Origin of the sequence: Streptomyces sp. NPDC088387 (genome assembly GCF_044753385.1) — a bacterium.
Lineage (GTDB): Bacteria > Actinomycetota > Actinomycetes > Streptomycetales > Streptomycetaceae > Streptomyces.
In genome coordinates this window covers 109,590-131,595 of record NZ_JBIVNC010000002.1, presented here as the reverse complement: position 1 = coordinate 131,595, position 22,006 = coordinate 109,590, and the positions used below count along the sequence as shown (strand labels likewise).

Sequence of the window (22,006 nt, the reverse complement as noted above, 5' to 3'; positions counted from 1 at the left end):
CGTCACAGCCGCGGGCATGCGTGCCGCCTGGGGCGGCACGGGTGGGCGCGGGCGGCGCCCCGCTCACGCCGGGTTGCGTCCACGCCCTCCTGACACGGGCGGCGCCCCTTCAACGCCGGTTGCGTGCACGCCCCCCGCCCACGCCGCGCCCCGTGCATGCCGCCTACGCCGGGCCCCGTCACTCCGGCAGAGTGAAGCCCAGCTCACGTGCCGCATCCCCCGGCGTCGCCTGACCCCACCGCTCCGCCATCGCCTCATTGGACGCCAGCGAACGCGACTCGGCACGGTCGAGGTACAGCACACCGTCCAGATGATCCGTCTCGTGCTGCACGATCCGAGCAGGCCACCCCCGGAACACCTCGTCCACGCCCCGCCCGTACTCGTCCTGCCCCGTCACCCGCACCGCCGCATGGCGCCCCACCACCGCCTGCCACCCCGGCACACTCAGACACCCCTCGAAGAACGCGGCCCGCCCCGACCCCACCGGCTCGTACGACGGATTCACCAGCACCCGGAACGGCAGCGGCACGCGCCCCCGCGCCACCGCCACCTCCTCCGGCACCGGCGCCGGATCCTCGATCACCGCGATCCGCAGCGGAACACCGACCTGCGGCGCCGCCAGACCAACGCCCGGCGCGGCCCGCATCGTGAGGCGCAGCGCCTCCACGAACCGCGACAGCAGCGCGGCATCCAGCTCGCCGTCGAACGGGCGGGTACCACGCCGCAGTACGGGGTCGCCGGCCGACACGATCGGCAACGGGCCGCCGGCGGCGAGGAGTTCCTCGACCCGCTCGGCCAGGGGAGTGCGCTCGGAGGAAGTGGCCATCGGGCCAGCATGACAGACCGGTCCAGGGGATGTGACGACGGTCACGTCCACCCCCGGGAACTCCACACCCCCACCGCCCGACCACTGCACCGTCGTACCCACCGGACACACCCCCGCTCGTCCCCACTCGCCCCCGCGCGCTCAGCCGATCCCGGAGAACCCCCGATGACCATCGCTCCGCCGACCAGTACGGACGAGGCGTCCACCCCCGCCGCCCCGGTCACGTCCCCCGGGCGCTGGGCCACGCTGCGCCCCCTCGTACTGCGCCTGCACTTCTACGCCGGGCTGCTCGTCGCCCCGTTCCTGCTCGTGGCCGCCGCCACCGGCTTCCTCTACGCCGCCTCTTACCAGGCCGAGAAGATCCTCTACGCCGACGAGATGACCGTCCCCGTCGGCGACACCAAACTCCCCATATCCGAGCAGGTCGCGGCCGCCCGCGAGGCCCACCCGGAGGGCAGCGTCAGCGCCGTACGGCCGTCCCCCGCCGACGAGGCGTCCACCCGCGTACTGCTCTCCGGTGTCGTGGGCGTCGATCCCACCCACTCCCTCGCGGTGTTCGTCGACCCGTACACCGCCGAGGTGCGCGGCGCCCTGGAGCAGTACGGCTCCAGCGGTGCCCTGCCGCTGCGGACCTGGATCGACGAGTTCCACCGCGATCTGCACCTCGGCGAGACCGGCCGCCTCTACAGCGAACTCGCCGCGAGCTGGCTCTGGGTGATCGCGGCCGGCGGCGTCGCGCTGTGGTTCTCCCGCCGCCGCGCCCTGCGCAAGCTGCGCGGCACCAAGGGCCGGCGCCGGGTCCTCGGACTGCACGGCACCGTCGGCGTCTGGGCCGCCGCCGGCTTCGTCTTCCTCTCGGCGACCGGGCTGACCTGGTCGCAGTACGCCGGCGCCAACATCGACGAACTGCGCACCTCCCTCGGCCAGTCCACTCCGTCGGTCTCCGCCTCGGCGGGCGGCGACCACGGGGGCCACGGCGGCGCGGCCGGGACCGGCGGCGACGCCGACCACGGCGTCGGACTCGACCGGATCCTCGCCGCCGCCCGCTCCGAGGGACTCGGCGACCCGGTCGAGATCGTGCCGCCCGCCGACCCCTCCTCCGCCTACGTGGTCAAGCAGATCGACCGCGGCTGGCCCTCGAAGCAGGACTCCGTCGCGATCGACCCGAACAACGGCGAGGTCCTCGACACCCTCCGCTTCGCCGACTACCCGCTCCTGGCGAAGCTGACCCGCTGGGGCATCGACCTGCACAGCGGCGCCCTGTTCGGCCTGGTCAACCAGCTCGCGCTGATGCTGCTCACCGGGAGCCTGATCCTGCTGATCGTGCTCGGTTACCGCATGTGGTGGCAGCGCGGCCGGGGCTCCGCCTTCGGCCGGCCCATCCCGCGCGGGGCCTGGGCGCAGGTGCCGCCGCAGATCCTCGTACCGCTGCTGGCGGTGGTGGCCGTCGTGGGCTACTTCGTACCCCTGCTCGGCATCACCCTGGCCGCCTTTATCGCCCTCGACATCGTCCTCGGCGAGATCGCGTACCGGCGCGGCAAACGGACGTACGGACAGGACACCACGGCCGTGAAGTGACGGCAGCGGTACACGGAAAGAGGAAGAACGAAAAAGGCGGCGGGCCCGGCTCCCCTCGGGGAACCGGGCCCGCCGCCGTGATCACAGGGCCCGCATACTCACAGTTCCGCGAAGTCGCCCGCGAGCGCGGCGGCCAGCCGCAGATGCGGCTCCGCCTCGTCGTGGCGGCCCTGGCGTTCGAGCGTGCGACCCAGCATCAGCCGGGCGTAGTGCTCCACCGGGTCGCGCTCGACGATGACCCGCAGCTCGTCCTCGGCGCGGCGCAGTTGCGCGGAGTGGTAGTACGAACGCGCCAGCAGCAGCCGAGGCCCGGTCTGCTCGGGCACCTCCTCGACCAGCCCGCCGAGCACGCGCGCCGCGGCGGCGTAGTCCTTGGCGTCGAAGAACATCCCCGCGCGCTCCCAGCGCTCGGCCGGCGTTCCGTGGTCGTAGTACGTCGTGTCCACTGGTGACCTCCTTCGACGCTCACAACCACCCGGGGTTGTTAAACATTCCACTACTTCTGGGCGGCGAGTTCGGCGTTGGCCCGCTCGGTGACGACGGTCAGCACCCGGGCCGCCGTGGCCAGGTCCGCCGTAGGAATGTCGGCGTAGATCCGGGCGGTGACCGGAGCGATCTCGGCGTTGACCGCCTCGACCACCGCGCGCCCCGCGTCCGTGGCGTGCACTCGGGAGGACCCGGCGGCCGTGACCAGTCCCTTCCCGATCAGGGTGTCCACCACGGCGTCCGCCTCCGTCGCGGACGTCTTGAGGGCGCCCGTGGTTTGCCCGACGACGTCGGCCCGCTCGGCCGGGCCGTCCGCCGTGACCACCGGCCGGAGCGTGATCAGCTGCTGGAAGGTCAGATCGTGCCGGGCCAGGACGCTTTCGAGCACACCACGGGCGGCGTAGTGGGCGAGGCCTATGACGCGGCTGTCGAGAAGGGGAGTGCTGGTGGTCATGACTGCTCCTGGGTGGTCTCGGGTCGGCCGGTGGACGGATCGAGCGGTACGTCGAGCAGGGCCATGAGGTCTGCTGCGAACTCCCGGGTGCGCGCGCCGTCGAGCCCGCCGAGGGGCGCCAGCTGCTGCTGCATCAGCTCCCGCACCACGTGGATGGCCCGACCGGTGACGTCGAGGCCCTGCTCGGTGAGCGTCAGCCGGACGGCACGGGGGTCCTTGGGATCACGCGCGCGTTCCAGCAGGCCGGCGGATTCCAGGGCGCGGGCCAGCTTCGACACGTAGAGCGGTTCGAGACCGGCGTGGTCGGCGAGCTGCCGTTGACTGGGTTGCTGCCCCGCGTGCTGCATGCCGTACAGCGAGGCGACCAGCGAGTACTGGGCGTGGGTCAGCCCCAGGCCGGTGAGGGCGCGGTCGACCGCGACCCGCCACTTCATGGACAGCCGCCAGACCAGGAAACCGGGCGTCGGGCACTCGGGAGTCGTACTCATGACAAATACGGTACATGGCTACTATGTACATGGCTAGTATTCGTTCCGGGGGCGAGGGGGCGCGTCGACGGCATGACGCGAGGTCCCCCGCCGGACTAGGTTGTCGGGCATGAGCAATCTTGATCGCGAGGCGGTGCCCTCCGTGTGCGGCGGCCGCGGGTTCGTCGTCGCGGAGCCGGTGCGCGAACTTCTCAGCCCCCGCCGCGTCAAGCTCGGTGAGTCGAGCGAGGTCCGCCGACTGCTGCCCAACCTGGGGCGACGTATGGTCGGCGCCTGGTGCTTCGTCGACCACTACGGCCCCGACGACATCGCGGACGAGCCCGGCATGCAGGTGCCGCCGCACCCCCACATGGGTCTTCAGACCGTGAGCTGGCTGCACGAGGGCGAGGTGCTGCACCGCGACTCGACGGGCAGCCTCCAGACGATCCGCCCGCGCGAACTCGGCCTCATGACCTCGGGGCGGGCCATCAGCCACTCCGAGGAGAGCCCACGAGGGCATGCCCGCTTTCTGCACGGGGCCCAGCTCTGGGTCGCGCTGCCCGACGGCGACCGCCACACCGACCCGCGCTTCGAGCACCACGCCGAACTGCCGGTCGTCACCGCGCCCGGCGTCACGGCCACGGTGATCCTCGGCGCCCTCGACGGCGCCACCTCGCCCGGCACGACGTACACCCCCCTCGTCGGCGCGGATCTCGCCCTCGCCCGCGGCGCGGACGTACGCCTGCCCCTGGAACCGGACTTCGAGTACGCCGTCCTGTCCATGTCCGGCGAGGCACACGTCGACGGCGTCCCGCTGCTGCCCGGGTCGATGCTCTACCTCGGCTGCGGCCGCACCGAACTGCCCCTGCGCGCCGAGTCGGACGCGGGCCTGATGCTGCTGGGCGGCGAGCCGTTCGACGAAGAGCTGATCATGTTCTGGAACTGGATCGGGCGCACTCAGGCCGAGATCGAGCAGGCCCGCACCGACTGGATGACCGGCACCCGCTTCGGCGAGGTCAAGGGGTATGACGGCGCCCCGCTGCCCGCGCCCGAGCTGCCGGCGGTGCCGCTGAAGCCTAGGGGAAGGGCCCGTTGACCTGGGGATATGACGGAGAGCTGGCGGCTCGTGTGCGGGGTGCCGAGAGCCGGCTACTCACTATGACAACCTCCAGCGATCGAGTGCTCGTGCCGCTTTGGTGGGGTCCACGGCGCCTGGCTTGGACACCACCAAGCTCTCGGCGTGCCGAACGGGCGTCTGCGACCTCTTCAACACTCTGAAACCCTGACAGCCCCTCGTTCAGCACTCCTGTTGGTTGATGCGAGGCGTCTCCTGACGTGGCCGTCCACCACTCCCGCAGTCGGTGACGCCGTTGGCGGACAACTGGTCGGCTGCCAGTAGCCCGGCCTTTACCGCCAGACCCGGCGCAGCCCGTGAGGGCGAGCGCGAGGACGCCTCCGATGCCAGCACGTTGCGTTCCGTTGAGTGCGGGGGAACATGCGTCCGGCCCCGCCCGTGGGTGGGGCCGGACGTGTGGGTCAGAGTGGGAGCACGCACGCGGCCGCGACGGCGGCACAGGCGGTGACCGGGGTCAGGGAGCCGCTGATGCGTTCGCGGGCGAAGGTCGTCACGGTTCCCGAGTTCTGGTTCGCGACGAACAGCCAGGTCCCGTCGCGCGTCAGGGCGATGTGGCGCGGATTGGCACCGCGGCACGAGACGGCATCGAGCAGCGTCGCTTGGGCACCTTCGTCGTTCAGTGCGAAGCGGGCGATGCTGTCGTCGCCGCGGTTGGACACATACAGATAGGCGCCGTCGGCTGAAACGATGACTTCGGCGGGGTAGTTGCGCACGGCAGCGCGCCGCCCTGGGGGGACGGTCGGCACGGACGGTCCTGGGGTGACTTTTCCGCTGACCGCGTCAAATCCGCACACGGTGATCGAGTTGTCCAGTTCGTTGGCGACGTACAGGTAGCGCGCCGATGGGTGGAAGGCCGCGTGGCGTGGCCCTGCCCCCGGTCGGGCGGCGGCCCGGGACACGGCGGCGAGCCGTCCGGACGCGGTGTTCAGCAGGTAGGTGTGGAGAGTGTCCGTCCCGAGGTCGATTGCCAGGATGTAGTTGCCTGCCGGGTCGTTCAGCACCATGTGGGCGTGGGGGCCGCTCTGCCGACTGGGGTCGGGGCCAGATCCAGTGTGCTGCACGAGGTCGGTACGGTTCCCGATCCGGCCGTCGGCGGCCAGCGCGTGGACAGCGACGCTGCCCGTTTCGTAGTTGGCTGTCAGGAGATGGTGACCGGCGGCGTGTGTCGTCAGATGACAGGGTCCGCGGCCCCCGGTACCGGCTTTGTTGAGCACGCGCAAACCGCCGTCGGTCCTCAGTGCGGTGACGGAGGCTTCGTATTCGTTGGTCGCGTACAGCACATGCCCGTTCCCGAGCGTGAGGAACGAGGGGTTGGCCATCTGTAGGGATCCGCCGGATGTCAGCTGTCCGGTGGCTGGGTCATAGCGTGCCTGCACGATTCCGGCCCCGCCGGAGGACGTGTAGGTGCCGATGTAGAGCGGGCGAACGGCGGTGCCGGCGGTGTCCGGCTTGAGGCTTGCTGCTGCCTTCCCGGGCAGGCTGAGGCAGCCAGGGAAGGCAGCAGCGGCGAATGCGCCCAGTGCCCGTCGCCGTGGAATGCGGCGAGGGGGTGATGGGGGAAGATGCTGCTCGCGGCGCTCGCTCATGGCGGGGCCTTCCTTGTCGTCGCAGACTGTGGCGGCGCTGCGTCGTGACCCAGGCCGCCGGTGGTGGCGGAGCATGAGGGCGCCGGGCCGGCGGAACCACTTCGCCTGCCCGGCGCCTGGTAGCTACGGGTGGGGCGTTACGGAGACGAGGGAAGGGGGTGCTGCTGGAAGAACTGCCACATCCGGTTGTTGGCGTTGATCTCGTGGGTGACCGTGCCGTTGCCGTTGTCGATGGGTGAGTCCGGCCAGGTGTGGCCCCCGTTGGAGATCGTGTACAGGGCGACGTCGGCTCCGTCGGTGCAGCCGCTGTACACCGACCGCTGGACGTGGGCGCTGACCTGGCTGGTGGTGGCGCTGGTCGCGCAGTGGTTGAGCGACGCCCAGCGTTGCTGGGCCGCGGGTATCGAGTAGCCCCACACGGGTGCGTTGCCACCGCCGTTGTACGGATTGGTCCTGTCCTGCTGGCCGTGGAAGGCGATGACCGGAACGGCCCGGGAGGGGGTGCAGCTGGAGGGGTCGGGCCGGGAGGTGTTCGCGGGATCAGGGCGCCCGGAGCGCAGCCCGGCTACCGGGGCGATCGCGGCGATCTTGCCGGACAGCACGCAGCCGAGGGCGGAACTCATGCGGCCTCCACCGGAGTAGCCGGTGGAGTAGATGCGCGAGGGGTCCAGGCATGCGTTGGTCGTGAGTGTATTGATCACCTGGTTCAGGAAGCCGACGTCGTCGCGGGTGCCGTTGGAGGTGACGTAGGGGACGTTCCAGCTGTAGCCGCTGCCGGCCGGGATCACGCCGGTTGGGGCGGCTATGGCGAAGCCGTTGGCATCCGCGGTGGAGGCCATGTTGCTGTAGGACAGCTGCCCGGATCCGGTGCCCTGGCTGCCGTGCAGGTTCAGGACCAGGGGAAGCCGGGTGCCGGCGGCGCGGCTGGGGATTCGGATGAGGACTTGGTAGGTCCTTCCGCCGTAGGTAACAGGCGTGTTGTACTGGCCGCTGCCCAGCGTGGGTGTGCATGAGCCCGGTGGTGTGGTATCGCTGTCGGGGAGGTGCCAGGTCTGCCAGGGGTTGGTGTTGCGGTCCCAGATTTGCAGGCGGGTACCGTTGGCGGTGTTGCCGCCGGGGACGTCGAGGTAACGGCCGGACTGTGGGTTCCTCAGATGCCCGTCCGCTTCGGGTACCCATTGCTGGGCACCGGAGTTGTTGCAGTCCCACAGCTGGAGCTTGGTGCCGTTGGAGGTGCCCTGGCCGGTCACGTCCAGGCACTTGCCCAGAGCCCGGACCGTACCGTCCGCACCCACCGTCCACCTCTGCGCGCTGCCGCCGTTACAGCTGTACAACTGCACCGCCGTACCGTTCGCCGTCCCAGCACCGGCCACATCCACGCACTTACCCCCCACTCCCGAAATCGGACCGGTGGCGGGGACGGCGGCGTAGGCGGTGGGGCTGGTACTGAGGGTGGTGAGGAGAGCGGCGGCGCTCGCGAGCGCCGCAAGGGTCGTTGTCAGAGTGGGCCGCATGCAAGTGTGCCTTTCGTTTGCGGACGGGTGGGGTGGTTCAGGTGGGGAGGTGCCGGGGGGTGGTGTTGCGGTCCCACAGCTGGAGCTCGGTGCCGTTGCGGTGCCTGCCGAAGTCGAGGCGGGTCAGGCTAAGTCCGTCGTTGACGAAGGTGAGCGTGAAGTACTTCAGGCCGGTGGCGTCGCGGGCGTTCGTCGGGGCGGCTGGCGAGTTCCAGGCCTCGGCGACACCGATGATCGGTGCATGACATCTCCGATGCCAACGTGTGGGGTCGCGCCACCGTAGACCAGGGTCCGCGCCCTGTCCATAGACCGTTCAAGTAAAGGAGCGTTCCCATTGAGCCGGAATGTGTTCTGGCTGGCGCTCTGCCTGCTCTTATGAGGAGATCAGTGAAGTCTTGAGGTCGTCTGGCGCTACTAGTGCGTTCTATCGAAGTGTTGCTGAATCCATTGACACTCCCTTGCCCCGGCTCTAGTTTCCAGGCGGTGCACCCTCCACGCCCGTCCTCGCGACATCGATGTCAGTCGTCCCCACGAGAGGGTTCTGTATGAGACCAAGGAGCCTTACCCGCAAGTCCCTGGCCGTCCTCGCCGCCCTGCCGCTGGCCGCCGCGGGCTGGCTGGCGGCGACCCTCTCTCCTGCCGCCGCGGCCACGCCACAGGACGTCGTCAACTACCTGCAGCAGATCAGTGGCAATCACGTAGTCAGCAGCGTCCACAACAAGGAGCCCCTCAGCAACCCGTCGCAGGCGCATGCCCTGACCGGTAGGTGGCCCGGCCTGTGGGGTGGAGAACTCGGCTTCCGCTCGGACGACCCGGCTGACCGCCAGAGCTTGGTCAATCAGGCCAACGCCGAGTGGAACAGCGGCTCACTGGTCAGCTTGACCTGGCACATGTGCCGACCGGAGGTCGCCAACTGCGAGTTCAACGGCGGCATCTGGCAGACCTGGCACCTCCCCACCTGAACCAGCGAGCCTCCCCTTCGGGGCTGTCCCCGGCCGGACGGCCCCGCCCCCTCCCCGGAGCCGTCGGTACCACCACCGATCAGGAAGCCGTGGCCGCAGGCCGGCGGCGAGGAACGCGGCTCCCACCAGGCCGGCATCGGCGCGCAGCACGGCCCGCTCGATACGTACCCTGCGGCGAACGGCAGCACGGCGTAGGCCGACAGATGGTCCTTCAGCGGCGGGGATGGACGTCGTGTGCCTTGGTCACCGTCGGGTGCGACAGACGCCATCATGTTGGCAGCGGATGCCCGTGCCGGCGACTGCATCGCACTGCGGGGCCCGCACTGGCGACACCGAGAGCTGCCACCCGCCCTCAGGTCGGCACCGCAGCCAGCTCCTCCAGCGCCGAGCTCACCGTACCGAGCACATCGGGTGCAGCGCCCACTGCCGGGTCCGCCGCTCAGCCCAACACACCACAGAACCGCGCTCATCGGGCACCGTGCCGACGATCCTCGCGCCGCCGGTGTCAAGGGCTGCCACGAACCGCTGATGCCACAACTCCCGGGAGGCATCTCGGAGGCGCTCAGGGTCATGACTGTTCTCTGTCCGGATGAATTTGACATCGGCAAGCACAGCATAGACGCCGAGCCGCAACTCTGGGAGTGTAGCGTTTTAGTACCTCCTCGACTGGCGTTCATGCACCTGAAAGCAATCGAAATATGCATCGTTCTAGCTACCGAAGGAGCGACATGCCTTCCCCTACCATTCATGGCCGACAGCAGCTCGCCGCACTCGCCGCCGGCTGCGCCTTGCTCACTGTCCTGGCCACTTCACACACTGCCGGTGCAGGGCCGCAGAGCGTTGCGGTGTCAGGAGTCCGACAGTGGACGACCGACGCCCACACCACCGGCGCACAACTGGGGGCACCCGCTGCCGTCACGTCGGCGGCCGGCCCCGCCGACACCACCGTGCGCGTGAGCCCCGGCCTCAAGTTTCAAAAGCTCACCGGATTTGGCGCGTCCATCACGGACTCCTCAGCGACAGTGCTCTACCGCCTCCCCAAGAAGGACCGGGACGCGCTCATGAAGCAGCTGTTCAGCCCTGATGAGGGCAACGGCTTCAGCATGCTGCGCCAGCCGCTGGGCGCCTCAGACTTCGCCACCTCGCACTACAGCTTCGACGACGTTCCCGCGGGGCAGACCGACTTCGCACTCAAGCATTTCTCCGTCGCCCACGACCGCCCGCAGATCCTGCCCCTGCTCCGCCAGGCGAAGGCACTCAACCCACGACTGAAGATCATCGCCAGCCCGTGGAGCCCCCCGGGCTGGATGAAGACGAACGGGTCAATGATCGACGGCAAGCTCATCGACGACCCGAAGATATACGACGTCTACGCACGCTACCTGGTGAAATCGGTCCAGGCATATGCGTCGGCGGGCGTCCCCGTGGACTACCTCACTGTGCAAAATGAACCGCAGGCACTGCTGCGCACCGACTACCCCGGCACCGGCCTGCCCGTCGCCCAGCAGGCGAAAGTCATCGAGCGCCTGGGCCCTGCCCTGAAGGCGGCCGGGCTGAGCACCAAGATCCTGGGCTTCGACCACAACTGGGCCATGCACCCCTTCGATGTCAAAGCACATGTGGACGCCGGCGAGGAACCCGAGCAGACCTACCCCTTCGACCTGTTGCAATCACGCGCGGCGAAGTGGATCTCAGGCACCGCCTACCACTGCTACTACGGGGATCCCAGCGCCCAGACCGCACTGAAGGCGTCGTTCCCGGACAAGGACATCTTCCAGACCGAGTGCAGCGGTGGCGGAATCACCCGCACCATCGGTGCGATGAACAACTGGTCCCGCAGCATGATCTTCTGGAATCTCGCGCTGGACGAGAATCACGGACCGCACACCGGCGGCTGCACCGGCTGCAACGGCACCGTCACGGTCGACTCGACCAGCAACGCCGTCCGTTACAACACCAACTACTACACCCTGGCGCACTTCTCGCGCTTCACCCGCCCCGGGGCCGTCCGGGTCGCCGCGAGCGTCGCCGCCAGAGAGGGCGACACCACGCCGCTCCAGGCGTCCGCCTTCACCAACCCCGACGGCAGCACCGCACTGGTTCTCTACAACCCCGCCACCTCAGCGCGCACCACGACCATCGCCGCGCCGGGGGTGCAGGTGACCACCGAGGTCGCGGCGGGCGCGACGGTCACCTACACCTGGGGGCGCGGCTGAGTCCGAAGAAGGTCCCGCAGCGCAGCCAACGGGCGCCCTCCTTCAGGGATAGAAGAGCCGCAACCGCAGTTCCGTGGTGGCCTCGACGGCTCGCCTACGAGTGCCTACGGCGCGCCCGGGATTGGCGAGGTCGGCGAGGTGAGCCGTGCGCCGAGCCAGGCGCGGGCGCGCCCAAGGTAGCCTCGGGCAATAGGTGCCTGAGCGGCCCAGGTCTCGAAGCCGTAGGGGGCGTCAGCGACGAGCTTGAGGACGCAGTGGACGCCTGCGTCCCGCAGGCGGCGGGCGTAGTCGCGGTCCTCGTCGGCGAACAGGTCGATGTCGCCCACCCCGATCCAGGTGGGCGGCAGATCGCGAAGGTCGGTGCGGCGGGCCGCGACTGCGTACTGGGGGGTCGGTGGGCCGCCGGGCTCGCTGCCGAGGTAGGCCTGCCATCGGGACCTGTTCAGTGAGTTGTTCCACACCCGGTGTCGCATCCGGTCGAGTTCGCGGCGCGCGGCAGTGCGGTCGTCGAGCACGCCGACGTGTCCGCCGGTCAGCCGGGGTATCGGCGAGCTGGGCATCGCCGGCACGGCGGCGGCCGTCGCCGTGCCGTCCATCACGTCACGGGCATCGGTGTCCGCGAACTGCCCATCCCCTGGAGTGGATCACTCGTCGGCCTCGACTGACGACGACCGACGGCTCGGCCTCCGGACATCGGTCCTCGGCGCGCCGACCCGTACGGAGCCGTCACCCGCACCCCGATGATCGAGGCGCGGGTGACAGGTGGCAGGTGGTTGCTGGTTGATCTCCGCCGGCCGGGGGTGTTCGTGGCCGGCGGACCGGCGGCGCGCCGCTAGGCGAGGCGAATCAGCCCGTGCTCGTCCCAGAAGCGGCAGCGGTGGCTGTCGGCGAAGTCACCGTCGAGCCGTGCACCGGGCAGCTGGAACTGCATGGTCACCTGTCGGTCCTCGTGATAGCCCGGCCACCGCGAACCTCTCGGTGCCCCGGTGTGCAGGAAGGTGCCCCAGCGCGCCCGCATCTCCCGGGCCAGGCGTTGTTGCTCTCTGTTGAGCCCGGTCAGGAACTTCGGGGAGCCGTCCCAGCGGGTGAAGGAGAACAGGTACTCCAGTTCCGTCGTGTGGTAGGCCCCCCAGGAGAAGCCCGGCGTCGCCACCTCCGACGGTGCCGTCGTGTCGGCGAACTCGTACGCGTACACCGGTGTGTGCCGGGCCAGCGTGTTCTCGATCTTCCAGGCCCGGCAGACCCGATCGGGGTCGGAGGCCACGGCGCCGGCCGCGTCGGGCGGTGCCATGTCGTCGTACTGTCGCAGTACCTCGTTCGCCAGGCTCGGGTATGACCTGTGCACCCAGTCCCGGTACGCCTGCGGTGACGCGGGCTGGCTGATGCCCGGGTAGGGGCGGTTCTCGTCGCTGGTGTTGCCGATCAGCACCGGGACCCGGCTGATGCGGCCGGTCTCAATGGCGAGCCGCGGATCCATCGGCAGCGCGTTTCCGCCGATGGTGGGGGTCCCCGGTGGCGGTTCGGGCCGGTCGAGCATCGTTCCGACACCGGTCCTGCGCAGACACGCCAACTGATCGGTGGTGTCCGCGCAGCCGAGCTTCGTCGCGAAGGCGGTCCCCGCCGTCTCCCGCGGGGCGAGTTGCTCCGCGTTGCACGCCCCGCTCTGGATGATGGCCTGCTGAAAGAGGCCCTTCGCCTGAGGCGAGGCCATCAGCCGGCAGACGGCCCGGCCGCCGGCCGACTGACCGCCCACCGTCACCCGGTGCGGATCGCCGCCCAGCGCACGGGCGTTGCGCTTCAGCCAGCGCAGGCCGGCGATCTGGTCCAGGAACCCGTACTGACCTGAGACGCCGGCCTCCCGGGTCAGTGCGGGCAATGCGAGGAAACCGAGCCAGCCCAGCCGGTGGTTGACGGTGACGACGATGCTGCCTGTCTCCTGGGCCAGCGCCTGTGCGTCGTACTGACTGCCCGCCCCGTTGATGCCACCCCCGCCGAAGATCCAGAACAGCACCGGCGCACGTCCGGCCCGGACCGCGGCGGTCTTCGGGCGCCAGACATCCATGTACAGACAGTCCTCGCGCTCGGAGCGCGGTCCGTTGCTGTTGGCCGTCTGCGCGCAGGCCGGACTCGGCGCCGTGGCCTGCCGTACGCCCTGCCACGGGGCCGCGGACCGGGGCGACTTCCACCGCAGCGGGCCCGTGGGCGGCGCCGCGTAGGGCACGGTGCCGAAGAAGTCGGAGGCGCCCAAGTCCCGGCCACGCAACACCCCCTGCTCCGTGCGGAGGGTCGGCGCGGACCCAGGTACCGGTGCGGAGTTGACGTAGGCGGAGATGGAACGGGGGGCGGTGGGAGTGGCGGTGGCTGCTGCGGGGAGCGCGGTCGCGACGAACGTCGCGGTGAGCAGTACGCCCACGGCCGTGCGCGTGTGATGTGCGGCAAGTCGCGGCAGTGGGCGAAGGCGTTGTCCATGTCGGGACAGCACAAGATCCTCCCTGAAGGACCGTCCGGTGGACGGCGTGGGAAACCTGACGAGCTTCTGGCACCTCTGGTCGACCGCGCCGCTCACCGTAATACCCGCTGGACTCTCCGTCCATAGAACGGTTTAGTAACTCCCCTTCCTGGAATGGCGACACAGGCCCTGTGTCACGCTGAACGCCCGCTGGCCGTGCGACGCGAGCTGGCGGATCTCAGCTTGTCGAACCGGTGTACGCGGCAGCCGTGCTGCCCCGTGGTGTCAGCCGGGCGGCCTGGTCCTGGAGCGGCCGGGTCGCCTCGCCCGCGACACTCGAAAGCAGTGTCTGCGCGGCATGGGCGCCGTAGGCCGGGATGTCGCGGCTGACCGCGGTGAGCGCGGGCCGGGTGACCTGCGCGATGGGCGAGTCGTCGCCGGCCACGATTGACAGGTCGCGGGGCACGTCCAGGCCCAGCTCCTGTGCGACGGACAGCCCGGCGACGGCCATGATGTCGTTGTCGTAGATGATCGCCGTGGGCCGCTGCAGGCTGCTGAGCAGCCGCCGTGTGGCACGGGCTCCCTCGTCGCCCGAGTAGTCGGTGTGCGCGATGGTGTGGTCGGCCCGCTGTCCGCAGGCGGCGGTGAAGGCCTCGTCGCGGAGCGCGGTGTGCACGAGCTCCGGGAACCCGGCGATCCGGGCGAGGCTGCGGTGGCCGAGCGCCAGCAGGTAGTCCACCGTCTCGCGGATCGCCTCGCCGTCGTCGGACCAGATCGCGGGCAGGGAACCGGCCGCGCTCGGGTGGCCGATGACCACGGCCGGCATGCCAAGTTGCTCGATCGCTGCCACCCGGGGGTCGTGGGAGTGGAGGTCGACCAGGAAGGCACCGTCGATCCGGCTCTCCCCCCACCAGCGCCGGTAGACCTCGATCTCCTGCTGGTGGTCGCCGACTACCTGAAGCGTCAACGCGTAGGAGCGCTCGGCCAGCGCGCCCTCGATGCCGCTGATCAGCTCCATGAAGAACGGCTCGACACCCAGGAAACGGGCGGGCCGGCACAGGGCCAGCCCCACAGCGCCGGCCTGGGCGTTGTTGAGAGCGCGGGCGGCGCTGTTGGGGCGCCAGCCGACTTCCTCGGCGATGGCGAGGATCTTCTCCCGTGTCTTGTCCGACACCCCCGGCCGGCCGTTGAGGGCGTAGGAGACGGCCACCTTGGAGACGCCGGCCCGGCGGGCAATGTCGGCAACGGTCGGCCGCTTCACTTGCTCCTCCATGCTTAACTGTTAAGTGCACACCTCACCATAGCTGAGCCGGTCGACCACCGAAACTAATTCCGACGCACCCCGTTGACATGCTCGTTAAGCCGCTCCTAGCATCCACATCCCCGGAACTTATCCGGTTAAGCATCGGGCGCGTGCCGGACAGGTGGGACCGCTCCGGTGCCAGACCCCTCCCCGAGAGAACACCTTCCGAGAGGACGTGATCCGGCATGCGAAGACGACCGGTGGCTCTGTTCACCGTGGCGCTGTTCGCGGCCGCCGGCTGCCAGGCGGGCTCGGACGGCGGCGGCACGTCCGACGCGGCCACCGCGCCGGCCGACCCGACGGCGGTCAGCGGCACGATCACCGTGCTGACCAACCGGACCGACATGGTTGAGAGCGGCGCGTACGACGCCTATGCCGAGCGATTCAACAAGATCTACCCGAACGTCAAGGTCGAGTTCGAGGGCTCGACCGACTACGAGGGCGAGACCAAGATCCGGCTGAGCAGTGACGACTACGGCGATGTGCTGCTGATCCCGAACGCCGTCGAGGCCGAGCAGTACCCTCAGTTCTTCGCCCCGCTGGGCGCGGCCAGCGAGCTGTCGAAGAAGTACGACTTCACCGACCGCGGCACCGTGGAGGGCAAGGTCTACGGTCTCGCCAGCATCGCCAGCGCGCAGGGCTTCGTCTACAACAAGGCGGTGTGGGAGAAGGCCGGCATCACCGACTGGCCCAGGACGCCGGACGAGTTCCTGGCCGATCTGAAGGTCATCAGGAACAAGACCGATGCCACCCCGTACTACACCAACTACCACGACCTGTGGCCGCTGACGAACTGGGGCAACGCGGTCGGCTCGACCACCTGCGACCCGGCCGCGTCGGACAACATGGCCGACACCGACGAACTGTGGAAGCCGGGCCAGGAACTGCACACCATCGACAGCCTCCTGTACGACATCGTGGATCAGGGGCTCGCCGAGGAAGACCCGACCACCACCAACTGGGAGAAGTCCAAGGACCTGATCGGCACCGGCAAGGTCGCCACGATGCAACTCGGCTCCTGGGCCGTGACCCAGATGCGGCAGGCCGCGCAGAAGGCCGGCAAGGATCCGGCGGACATCGGCTTCATGCCGTTCCCAAGCCAGAACGGCGATCAGCTGTGCACATCGGTACGGCCGGACTACCAGCTCGCGGTCAACAAACACTCCAACAACAAGGCTGCCGCACGGGCGTGGGTCGACTGGTTCATCAACGAGTCCGGTGACGCCCAGGACGCGTTGTCCATCTCGACGGTGAAGGGTTCACCGCTTCCCGAACCGCTGAAGCCGTTCGAGGCGGCCGGAGTGCGGCTCATCAACATGGACAGCAAAAAGACCGCCGAGGTCAACGCCATTGACAAGGCATCGGAGATCGGTCTGAGCGCCCCGGACTACCGCCAGCACCTCATCGACGTGGCGCGCGGCGCGGCCAAGGGCGATCTCGACTCGGACTTCGCCGAACTCAACCAGAAGTGGTCCGAGGCCAGGGCCGGAATCGGTTGAGCCCACGAGGCGGAGCGCCGCGCCGGGCCGGACGTGGGACGGCCCGGCGCGGCGCGCCCGAGGCCCGCGGGCGCTGGAGACGGAGAGTGATGACCACACCACCTGCCGCCGTGCGCGAGGCGGCGAACACTAGAACCCGGCGGGTACGTGCCGAACGGCCCGGCCGGCCGAATCCACCCGGACCGCGCACCGTGCGGCGCAAGTGGCGGCTCACCCAGTGGGCCTATCTCGCCGCGCCCCTGGCGCTGCTGGTGGCCTTCACCTACGTCCCGGTCGTCAGCCTGATCAGATTCAGCTTCACCGACTGGGACGGGCTCAGCCCGACGAGCAACAACGTCGGCATCGACAACTACACGGAACTGTTCACCCGGCCGGAGTTCTTCAACGTCTTCACCGTCAGCCTCTTCTATCTGGCAGGCGCGTTCCTGCAGATCGTGCTGGCCCTGTACTTCGCGACGGTCCTCAGCTTCAACGTCCGCCTGAGCAACCTCTTCAAGGGCATCCTGTTCTTCCCCTACCTCCTCAACGGCGTGGCCATCGGCTTCGTCTTCCTGTACTTCTTCCAGCCTGGCGGAGCCCTCGACGCGATCCTCGGCACCTTCGGCATCGGCGGCCACCAGTGGCTCGGTGACCCGGACCTCGTCAACACCTCGCTCGCCGGAGTCTCGGTCTGGCGCTACCTCGGCATCAACCTGGTGCTGTTCATGGGCGCCATCCAGTCGATCCCACCGCAGCTCTACGAGGCCGCCATGCTCGACGGCGCGAACCGATGGCAGCAGTTCCGCTACGTGATAGCCCCGGGCATCAAACCCGTGATCAGCATCAGCGCCATCCTGGCGGTCTCCGGAGCGCTGTCCGTCTTCGAGATCCCACTGATCATGACCGGTGGCGCCAACAACAGCGAGACCTTCGTAATCCAGACGCTGAAACTCGCGTTCAACTTCGACAAGGTCGGGCTCGCCTCCGCTGGCGCCGTGGTGCTGCTGGCGATCGTGGTGCTGGTGACCTGGATGCAACGGCTGCTGATACCGGACGAGAGAGTGGAGATGTCGTGACCGCCGTCACCGGACCACGCCGGACCCGCTCCCCGCGCCCCGTCCGCTCCGCCATCGCGGTCTTCCTCAAGTACCTATCCCTGGTACTGGGATCGATCGCCGTGCTGCTTCCCCTGGCCACGATCCTGCTGGGCTCGCTGAAGACCGGCCGGGAGATGGCGAGCGAAGGACCACTGTCACTGCCTCAGAACTGGCTGAACTTCTCCAACTTCGGCACCGCCTTCCGCGACGGAAAGATGCTGGAGGGTCTCTGGAACACCAGCTTCATCCTGTTCTTCTCGGTGCTGGGTACCGTCCTCATCGGCTCGATGACCGCGTACGCCATCGACCGGTTCGCGTTCCGGCTGAAGAAGCTGGTGCTGGGACTGTTCCTGTTCGCGGCGCTGGTGCCCGGGGTCACCACCCAGGTGGCCACCTACCAGGTCGTCCAGAACCTGGGCGCGTACAACACCCGCTGGGCACCCGTGCTGCTCTACCTGGGCACCGACATCATCTCGATCTACATCTTCGTGCAGTTCATGCGCAGCATCCCGATCTCGCTGGACGAGGCGGCCCGGATCGAGGGCGCGAACAGCTTCACCATCTACTGGCGGATCATCCTGCCGCTGCTGCGGCCGGCCATCGCCACTGTCGTGATCATCAAGGGCGTGTTCATCTACAACGACTTCTACTACCCGTTCCTCTATATGCCCTCCCGTGACCTCGGAACCATCTCCACCTCGCTGTTCCGCTTCAAAGGGCCCTTCGGCGCCCAGTGGGAAGTGATCTCCGCCGGGGCCGTACTGGTGATCGTCCCGTCGCTGATCGTGTTCCTGCTGCTGCAGCGCTTCATCTACAGCGGGCTCGCCTCGGGCGCGGTCAAGTGACCGGGGCAGCCCCTCCCCCCCCAACAGAGATCCGGAACTTCGAACCACCACGTGAAGGAGTAGTCGATGTACCGCGCACTGCACGACGGCTGGACACTCAGGGCCGTTGACGACTCGATCGCCGACGTGGCGGCAAGCGTGCCCGGTTGCGTACACACCGACCTGCTGCGCGCCGGCCTGATCGACGACCCTTATCTCGCCGACAACGAGCAGCGACTGGGCTGGATCGGCCGCTCCGCCTGGATCTACGAGACCGGCTTCGACTGGACACCCACCGACGACGAGCGGGCCGACCTCGTCTGCGACGGCCTGGACACCGTCGCCTCCGTGACACTCAACGGCGTACTGCTCGGCACGACCGCGAACATGCATCGCGGCTACCGCTGGCCCGTCCGCGAACTGCTGCGCCCCGGCCCCAACACCCTCCGGATCCGCTTCGACTCGCCCTACGAATACGCGGAGGAGCAGCGCGCCGCTCTGGGCGCGCGGCCCGGCCCGTACGCGGAACCCTTCAACTTCATCCGCAAGACGGCCTCCAACTTCGGCTGGGACTGGGGTCCGACGCTGGTGACCGCCGGCATCTGGCAGCCGATCGGCATCCACACCTGGTCCGGCGCCCGGCTCAGCGAAGTCCGCCCCATGGTCAGCGTGTCCGAGGACGGAACCGTCGGCCGGGTGGACGTGTACCTCGCCGTGGAACGGGCCGGCACCGGTGCCGTCTCGGTCGGAGCGGAGATCGCCGGTGTGCACACCGCCGCCGTGCTGCCCGCGGGCCAGAGCTCCACCACCGTCAGCGTCGAGGTGCCGGAGCCCCGACTGTGGTGGCCGCGGGGATACGGTGAGCAGCCCCTCTACGACCTGACCGTGCGGGCGGGCGAGGACGTCCGGCACGCCGAGATCGGCTTCAGGACGGTCGAGCTGGACACCGAGGCCTTCCGGTTCGTCATCAACGGCCGACCGGTGTTCGTCAAGGGCTTCAACTGGATCCCCGACGACTGTTTCGCCGACCGGGTCACCGAAGCCCGGCTGACCGAACGCTTCACCCAGGCCGTCGACACCGGCGCCAACACCCTGCGGGTCTGGGGCGGCGGGCGGTACGAGTCCGAGGAGTTCTACCGCCTCGCCGATCGTCTGGGCCTGCTCGTCTGGCAGGACTTCCTCTTCGCCTGCGCCGCCTACCCCGAGGAGGAGCCGCTGCGCAGCGAGGTGGAGGCCGAGGCGCGCCACCAAGTGGCCAGGCTGTCGCCCCATCCGTCACTGGTGCTGTGGTGCGGCAACAACGAGAATATTGAGGGCGAGCAGCACTGGGGCTGGCGCGAGCCGCTCGCCGGGCGCAGCTGGGGCGCCGGGTTCTACTACGAACTGCTCCCCAAGATCGTCGCCGAACTGGATCCGACCCGCCCCTACTGGCCAGGCACCCCGTACTCCGGTTCCCCCGAACGCGACGCCCGCGACCCGGAGCACGGCACCATCCACATCTGGACCGTGTGGAACGAGCAGGACTACACCCACTACAGCGACTACACCCCCCGCTTCGTCGCCGAGTTCGGCTTCCAGGGGCCACCCACGCACGCCACTCTGCGCCGCTCCTGCCCCGACGGGCCCCTGGCCATCGGCTCCGGCCACCAGAAGGCGGTCAACGGCGACGACAAACTGCTGACCGGCCTCGGCGCACACCTGCCCCAGCCCCGTGACTTCGACGACTGGCACTACTTCACCCAGCTCAACCAGGCCCGTGCGCTGACCTTCGGCGTCGAACGCTTCCGCGCCCTCATGCCGTACTGCATGGGCACCATCGTCTGGCAGCTCAACGACTGCTGGCCGGTCAGCTCCTGGGCCGCGGTCGACGGCGACGGCCGGCGCAAGCCGCTGTGGTACGCCATGCGCCGGGTCTACGCCGACCGGCTGCTGGCCTTCACCGACGACGAACTCGCCGTCATCAACGACACCGACGAACCCTGGCTCGGTGAGCTGACGCTGACCCGCCAGGACGTGGACGGGCTGATCCTGGCCACGCACGAGTTCTCCGTGTCCGCCGCCCCGCGGTCGGTGGTCCGGCTCTCCCTGCCCGCGCAGACCGCGACCGCGACCCGGCCCGAACGCGAGCTGCTGGTGGCCCGGTTCGACACCGAGCGTGCCCTGCGCTTCTTCACCGAGGACCCACGGACCGCCTTCGCACCCGCACGGTTCGACGCCACGGCGCACCCCTTCGACAGCGGTGTCGACATACGCGTCACCGCCCGCACCCTGCTCCGCGAGCTGGCCCTCTTCCCGGACCGGCTGGACCCCGAAGCCACCGTCGATCAGCAGTTGGTCACGCTGCTTCCCGGCGAGAGCACCACCTTCCGTGTCATCAGCGCACGCGAGCTGCGCCTCACCGACCTCACCTCGTTTCCCGTGCTGCGGTGCGTGAACGAGACCCGCCCCTGAAGACAACCGGACGGCAACAGGCACTACCAGCGCATCCTCAACGACACCCCCACCCCCGGAGGACCGTATGAGATGGCTACGTCCGCTCTCCGGCACCACGGCCGCGGCGACCCTGCTCGGCCTGCTCACCCTGATCGGCACCTCGTCTCCCGCGCAGGCGGCACCGGCCACCGGAGCGCTCACCGGACTCGCGAACAAGTGCGCCCAGGTGGCCGGGGCCGGCACCGCCAACGGCACCCGCGTACAGCTGGCCGGCTGCACCGGCGGCAGCGCCCAGACCTGGACGGCCGGAGACGACGGCACCCTACGCCCTGCTGTTGCCGGCGGGCGTGCTCGTCACCGCCTTCCTGCTCGCCCCGCTGGGCTACGCCGGCTACCTCAGCCTGCGCGGGCCCCGGGTGACCCACCAGTCCAACGGCTTCGGCACCATCCAGGACCGGTTCGTCGGATTCCTCAACTACACCCGGGCACTGCAGGACGACGTCTGGCTGACGAGCTTCGAACGCCTCGCCGTGTACGCCCTCATCACCATTCCGTGCACGCTGGGCCTGGCGCTGCTGTTCGCCCTGATCCTGGACTCCGGGCGGTTCCGGCTCGCCCGCTTCGGGCGTCGGGCACTGCTGCTGCCGTACGCCGCCCGGAGTGATCGCCGGAATCATGTGGGGCTTCCTCTACCTTCCGCAGACCAGCCCCGCCACTTCGACGGCCGACGCCGTGGGGCTGGAGGGCCTCGACCTGCTCAGCCCGGCGCTGATCTACCCCTCGCTCGCGAACATCGCCGTCTGGGGCGCCCTCGGCTTCAACATGATCATCCTGTACACGGGACTGCGCGCGGTCCCCCGGGAGATCGACGACTCCGCCCGCGTCGACGGCTGCGGCGAGATCCGCCTGGCCCTGCTGATCAAGATCCCGCTGCTCGCCCCCTCGTTGGGCCTGACCGGCCTGTTCTCCGCCATCGGCACGCTCCAGGCGTACAGCGAACCCACCGTTCTCAGGCCGCTGACGAACTCCATCTCCTCCACCTACTTCCCGCTGATGAACATCCACCGCGACGCCTTCGAGACCAACCAGCCCAACCTGGCGGCCGCGATGGCCCTCCTGCTCGCCGCCGCGACGATGACCGTCTCGGTCGTGGTGCTGCGGATCATGCGCGACCGAACACCCGCCGGAGGCATCTGAC

General features: G+C 69.2%; 18 protein-coding genes. 9 read left to right on the top strand and 9 right to left on the bottom strand.

All coding sequences use genetic code 11. The features are described from left to right. Positions 1 to 178: 178 nt before the first annotated feature. A complete protein-coding gene (locus ACIQAC_RS05260; RefSeq protein WP_402187143.1) occupies positions 179 to 826 on the bottom strand; it encodes a peptide deformylase in 648 nt (215 codons plus the stop codon). A gap of 165 nt (positions 827 to 991) precedes the next feature. On the opposite strand from ACIQAC_RS05260, the gene ACIQAC_RS05255 reads away from it, so the two are divergent. Next, on the top strand, positions 992 to 2,404 hold the full coding sequence (locus ACIQAC_RS05255) for a PepSY-associated TM helix domain-containing protein (protein WP_402187141.1): 1,413 nt from the start codon (positions 992 to 994) through the stop codon (positions 2,402 to 2,404). A 98-nt stretch (positions 2,405 to 2,502) separates the two neighbouring features. On the opposite strand, the gene ACIQAC_RS05250 is transcribed toward ACIQAC_RS05255, so the two are convergent. Genes ACIQAC_RS05250 through ACIQAC_RS05240 form a run of 3 tightly spaced genes read right to left on the bottom strand, consistent with a single transcriptional unit; the run spans position 2,503 to position 3,832 of the window. Beyond that, complete coding sequence (locus ACIQAC_RS05250; protein WP_402187139.1) at positions 2,503 to 2,850, bottom strand: tetratricopeptide repeat protein; 348 nt, start codon at positions 2,848 to 2,850, stop codon at positions 2,503 to 2,505. Between the two features lie 50 nt (positions 2,851 to 2,900). Continuing rightward, a complete protein-coding gene (locus ACIQAC_RS05245) occupies positions 2,901 to 3,344 on the bottom strand; it encodes a MarR family winged helix-turn-helix transcriptional regulator (protein WP_402187137.1) in 444 nt (147 codons plus the stop codon). Continuing rightward, positions 3,341 to 3,832, bottom strand: a complete 492-nt coding sequence (locus ACIQAC_RS05240) for a MarR family winged helix-turn-helix transcriptional regulator (protein ID WP_402187136.1) — start codon at positions 3,830 to 3,832, stop codon at positions 3,341 to 3,343. Before ACIQAC_RS05240 ends, ACIQAC_RS05245 begins: the two co-directional genes overlap by 4 nt. 109 nt (positions 3,833 to 3,941) lie before the next feature. Here ACIQAC_RS05240 and ACIQAC_RS05235 point away from each other — a divergent pair, with 109 nt between their 5' ends. Beyond that, positions 3,942 to 4,907, top strand: coding sequence for a pirin family protein (locus ACIQAC_RS05235; RefSeq protein WP_402187134.1), 966 nt, complete (start codon positions 3,942 to 3,944; stop codon positions 4,905 to 4,907). 440 nt (positions 4,908 to 5,347) lie between these two features. Here ACIQAC_RS05235 and ACIQAC_RS05230 read toward each other — a convergent pair whose 3' ends face one another. Both ACIQAC_RS05230 and ACIQAC_RS05225 read right to left on the bottom strand, forming a co-directional pair. After that, positions 5,348 to 6,532: a lactonase family protein gene (locus ACIQAC_RS05230; RefSeq protein ID WP_402187132.1), complete on the bottom strand. Its 1,185-nt coding sequence runs from the start codon at positions 6,530 to 6,532 to the stop codon at positions 5,348 to 5,350. A 137-nt stretch (positions 6,533 to 6,669) separates the two neighbouring features. Beyond that, complete coding sequence (locus ACIQAC_RS05225; protein ID WP_402187130.1) at positions 6,670 to 8,046, bottom strand: RICIN domain-containing protein; 1,377 nt, start codon at positions 8,044 to 8,046, stop codon at positions 6,670 to 6,672. Between the two features lie 545 nt (positions 8,047 to 8,591). On the opposite strand from ACIQAC_RS05225, the gene ACIQAC_RS05220 reads away from it, so the two are divergent. Further along, on the top strand, positions 8,592 to 9,008 hold the full coding sequence (locus tag ACIQAC_RS05220) for a hypothetical protein (protein WP_402187128.1): 417 nt from the start codon (positions 8,592 to 8,594) through the stop codon (positions 9,006 to 9,008). Between the two features lie 728 nt (positions 9,009 to 9,736). Further along, positions 9,737 to 11,224 (top strand): glycoside hydrolase family 30 beta sandwich domain-containing protein, encoded by a 1,488-nt coding sequence (locus ACIQAC_RS05215; protein ID WP_402187126.1) that lies wholly within the window; start codon positions 9,737 to 9,739, stop codon positions 11,222 to 11,224. Between the two features lie 104 nt (positions 11,225 to 11,328). Here ACIQAC_RS05215 and ACIQAC_RS05210 read toward each other — a convergent pair whose 3' ends face one another. The 3 genes from ACIQAC_RS05210 to ACIQAC_RS05200 all read right to left on the bottom strand — a co-directional run bounded on the left by ACIQAC_RS05210 (position 11,329) and on the right by ACIQAC_RS05200 (position 14,946). Then, complete coding sequence (locus tag ACIQAC_RS05210; protein WP_402188190.1) at positions 11,329 to 11,820, bottom strand: alpha/beta hydrolase fold domain-containing protein; 492 nt, start codon at positions 11,818 to 11,820, stop codon at positions 11,329 to 11,331. A 236-nt stretch (positions 11,821 to 12,056) separates the two neighbouring features. Further along, entirely contained in the window at positions 12,057 to 13,637 is a 1,581-nt protein-coding gene (locus ACIQAC_RS05205) for a carboxylesterase/lipase family protein (RefSeq protein ID WP_402187124.1), read from the bottom strand. Between the two features lie 274 nt (positions 13,638 to 13,911). After that, positions 13,912 to 14,946, bottom strand: a complete 1,035-nt coding sequence (locus tag ACIQAC_RS05200) for a LacI family DNA-binding transcriptional regulator (RefSeq protein ID WP_402187122.1) — start codon at positions 14,944 to 14,946, stop codon at positions 13,912 to 13,914. A gap of 215 nt (positions 14,947 to 15,161) precedes the next feature. On the opposite strand from ACIQAC_RS05200, the gene ACIQAC_RS05195 reads away from it, so the two are divergent. From ACIQAC_RS05195 to ACIQAC_RS05175, 5 genes are all read left to right on the top strand, one after another. After that, a complete protein-coding gene (locus tag ACIQAC_RS05195; RefSeq protein ID WP_402187120.1) occupies positions 15,162 to 16,475 on the top strand; it encodes an ABC transporter substrate-binding protein in 1,314 nt (437 codons plus the stop codon). A gap of 89 nt (positions 16,476 to 16,564) precedes the next feature. Next, complete coding sequence (locus ACIQAC_RS05190; protein WP_402187118.1) at positions 16,565 to 17,530, top strand: carbohydrate ABC transporter permease; 966 nt, start codon at positions 16,565 to 16,567, stop codon at positions 17,528 to 17,530. Then, positions 17,527 to 18,396: a carbohydrate ABC transporter permease gene (locus ACIQAC_RS05185; protein ID WP_402187116.1), complete on the top strand. Its 870-nt coding sequence runs from the start codon at positions 17,527 to 17,529 to the stop codon at positions 18,394 to 18,396. The genes ACIQAC_RS05190 and ACIQAC_RS05185 overlap by 4 nt, the downstream gene beginning before the upstream one ends. Positions 18,397 to 18,462: 66 nt before the next feature. Next, positions 18,463 to 20,826 (top strand): glycosyl hydrolase 2 galactose-binding domain-containing protein, encoded by a 2,364-nt coding sequence (locus tag ACIQAC_RS05180; RefSeq protein ID WP_402187115.1) that lies wholly within the window; start codon positions 18,463 to 18,465, stop codon positions 20,824 to 20,826. A 642-nt stretch (positions 20,827 to 21,468) separates the two neighbouring features. Continuing rightward, positions 21,469 to 22,005 carry a carbohydrate ABC transporter permease gene (locus ACIQAC_RS05175; protein ID WP_402187113.1) on the top strand — a complete coding sequence of 179 codons (537 nt, stop codon included), beginning with the start codon at positions 21,469 to 21,471 and terminating at the stop codon, positions 22,003 to 22,005. Position 22,006: the final 1 nt, after the last annotated feature.

Bases quoted from the DNA above. Each gene is read 5' to 3' on its own strand.
- ACIQAC_RS05260 (WP_402187143.1), bottom strand. From the start codon at position 826: ATGGCCACTTCCTCCGAGCGCACTCCCCTGGCCGAGCGGGTCGAGGAA.
- ACIQAC_RS05255 (WP_402187141.1), top strand. From the start codon at position 992: ATGACCATCGCTCCGCCGACCAGTACGGACGAGGCGTCCACCCCCGCC.
- ACIQAC_RS05245 (WP_402187137.1), bottom strand. From the start codon at position 3,344: ATGACCACCAGCACTCCCCTTCTCGACAGCCGCGTCATAGGCCTCGCC.
- ACIQAC_RS05240 (WP_402187136.1), bottom strand. From the start codon at position 3,832: ATGAGTACGACTCCCGAGTGCCCGACGCCCGGTTTCCTGGTCTGGCGG.
- ACIQAC_RS05235 (WP_402187134.1), top strand. From the start codon at position 3,942: ATGAGCAATCTTGATCGCGAGGCGGTGCCCTCCGTGTGCGGCGGCCGC.
- ACIQAC_RS05230 (WP_402187132.1), bottom strand. From the start codon at position 6,532: ATGAGCGAGCGCCGCGAGCAGCATCTTCCCCCATCACCCCCTCGCCGC.
- ACIQAC_RS05225 (WP_402187130.1), bottom strand. From the start codon at position 8,046: ATGCGGCCCACTCTGACAACGACCCTTGCGGCGCTCGCGAGCGCCGCC.
- ACIQAC_RS05220 (WP_402187128.1), top strand. From the start codon at position 8,592: ATGAGACCAAGGAGCCTTACCCGCAAGTCCCTGGCCGTCCTCGCCGCC.
- ACIQAC_RS05215 (WP_402187126.1), top strand. From the start codon at position 9,737: ATGCCTTCCCCTACCATTCATGGCCGACAGCAGCTCGCCGCACTCGCC.
- ACIQAC_RS05210 (WP_402188190.1), bottom strand. From the start codon at position 11,820: ATGGACGGCACGGCGACGGCCGCCGCCGTGCCGGCGATGCCCAGCTCG.
- ACIQAC_RS05200 (WP_402187122.1), bottom strand. From the start codon at position 14,946: ATGGAGGAGCAAGTGAAGCGGCCGACCGTTGCCGACATTGCCCGCCGG.
- ACIQAC_RS05195 (WP_402187120.1), top strand. From the start codon at position 15,162: ATGCGAAGACGACCGGTGGCTCTGTTCACCGTGGCGCTGTTCGCGGCC.
- ACIQAC_RS05190 (WP_402187118.1), top strand. From the start codon at position 16,565: ATGACCACACCACCTGCCGCCGTGCGCGAGGCGGCGAACACTAGAACC.
- ACIQAC_RS05180 (WP_402187115.1), top strand. From the start codon at position 18,463: ATGTACCGCGCACTGCACGACGGCTGGACACTCAGGGCCGTTGACGAC.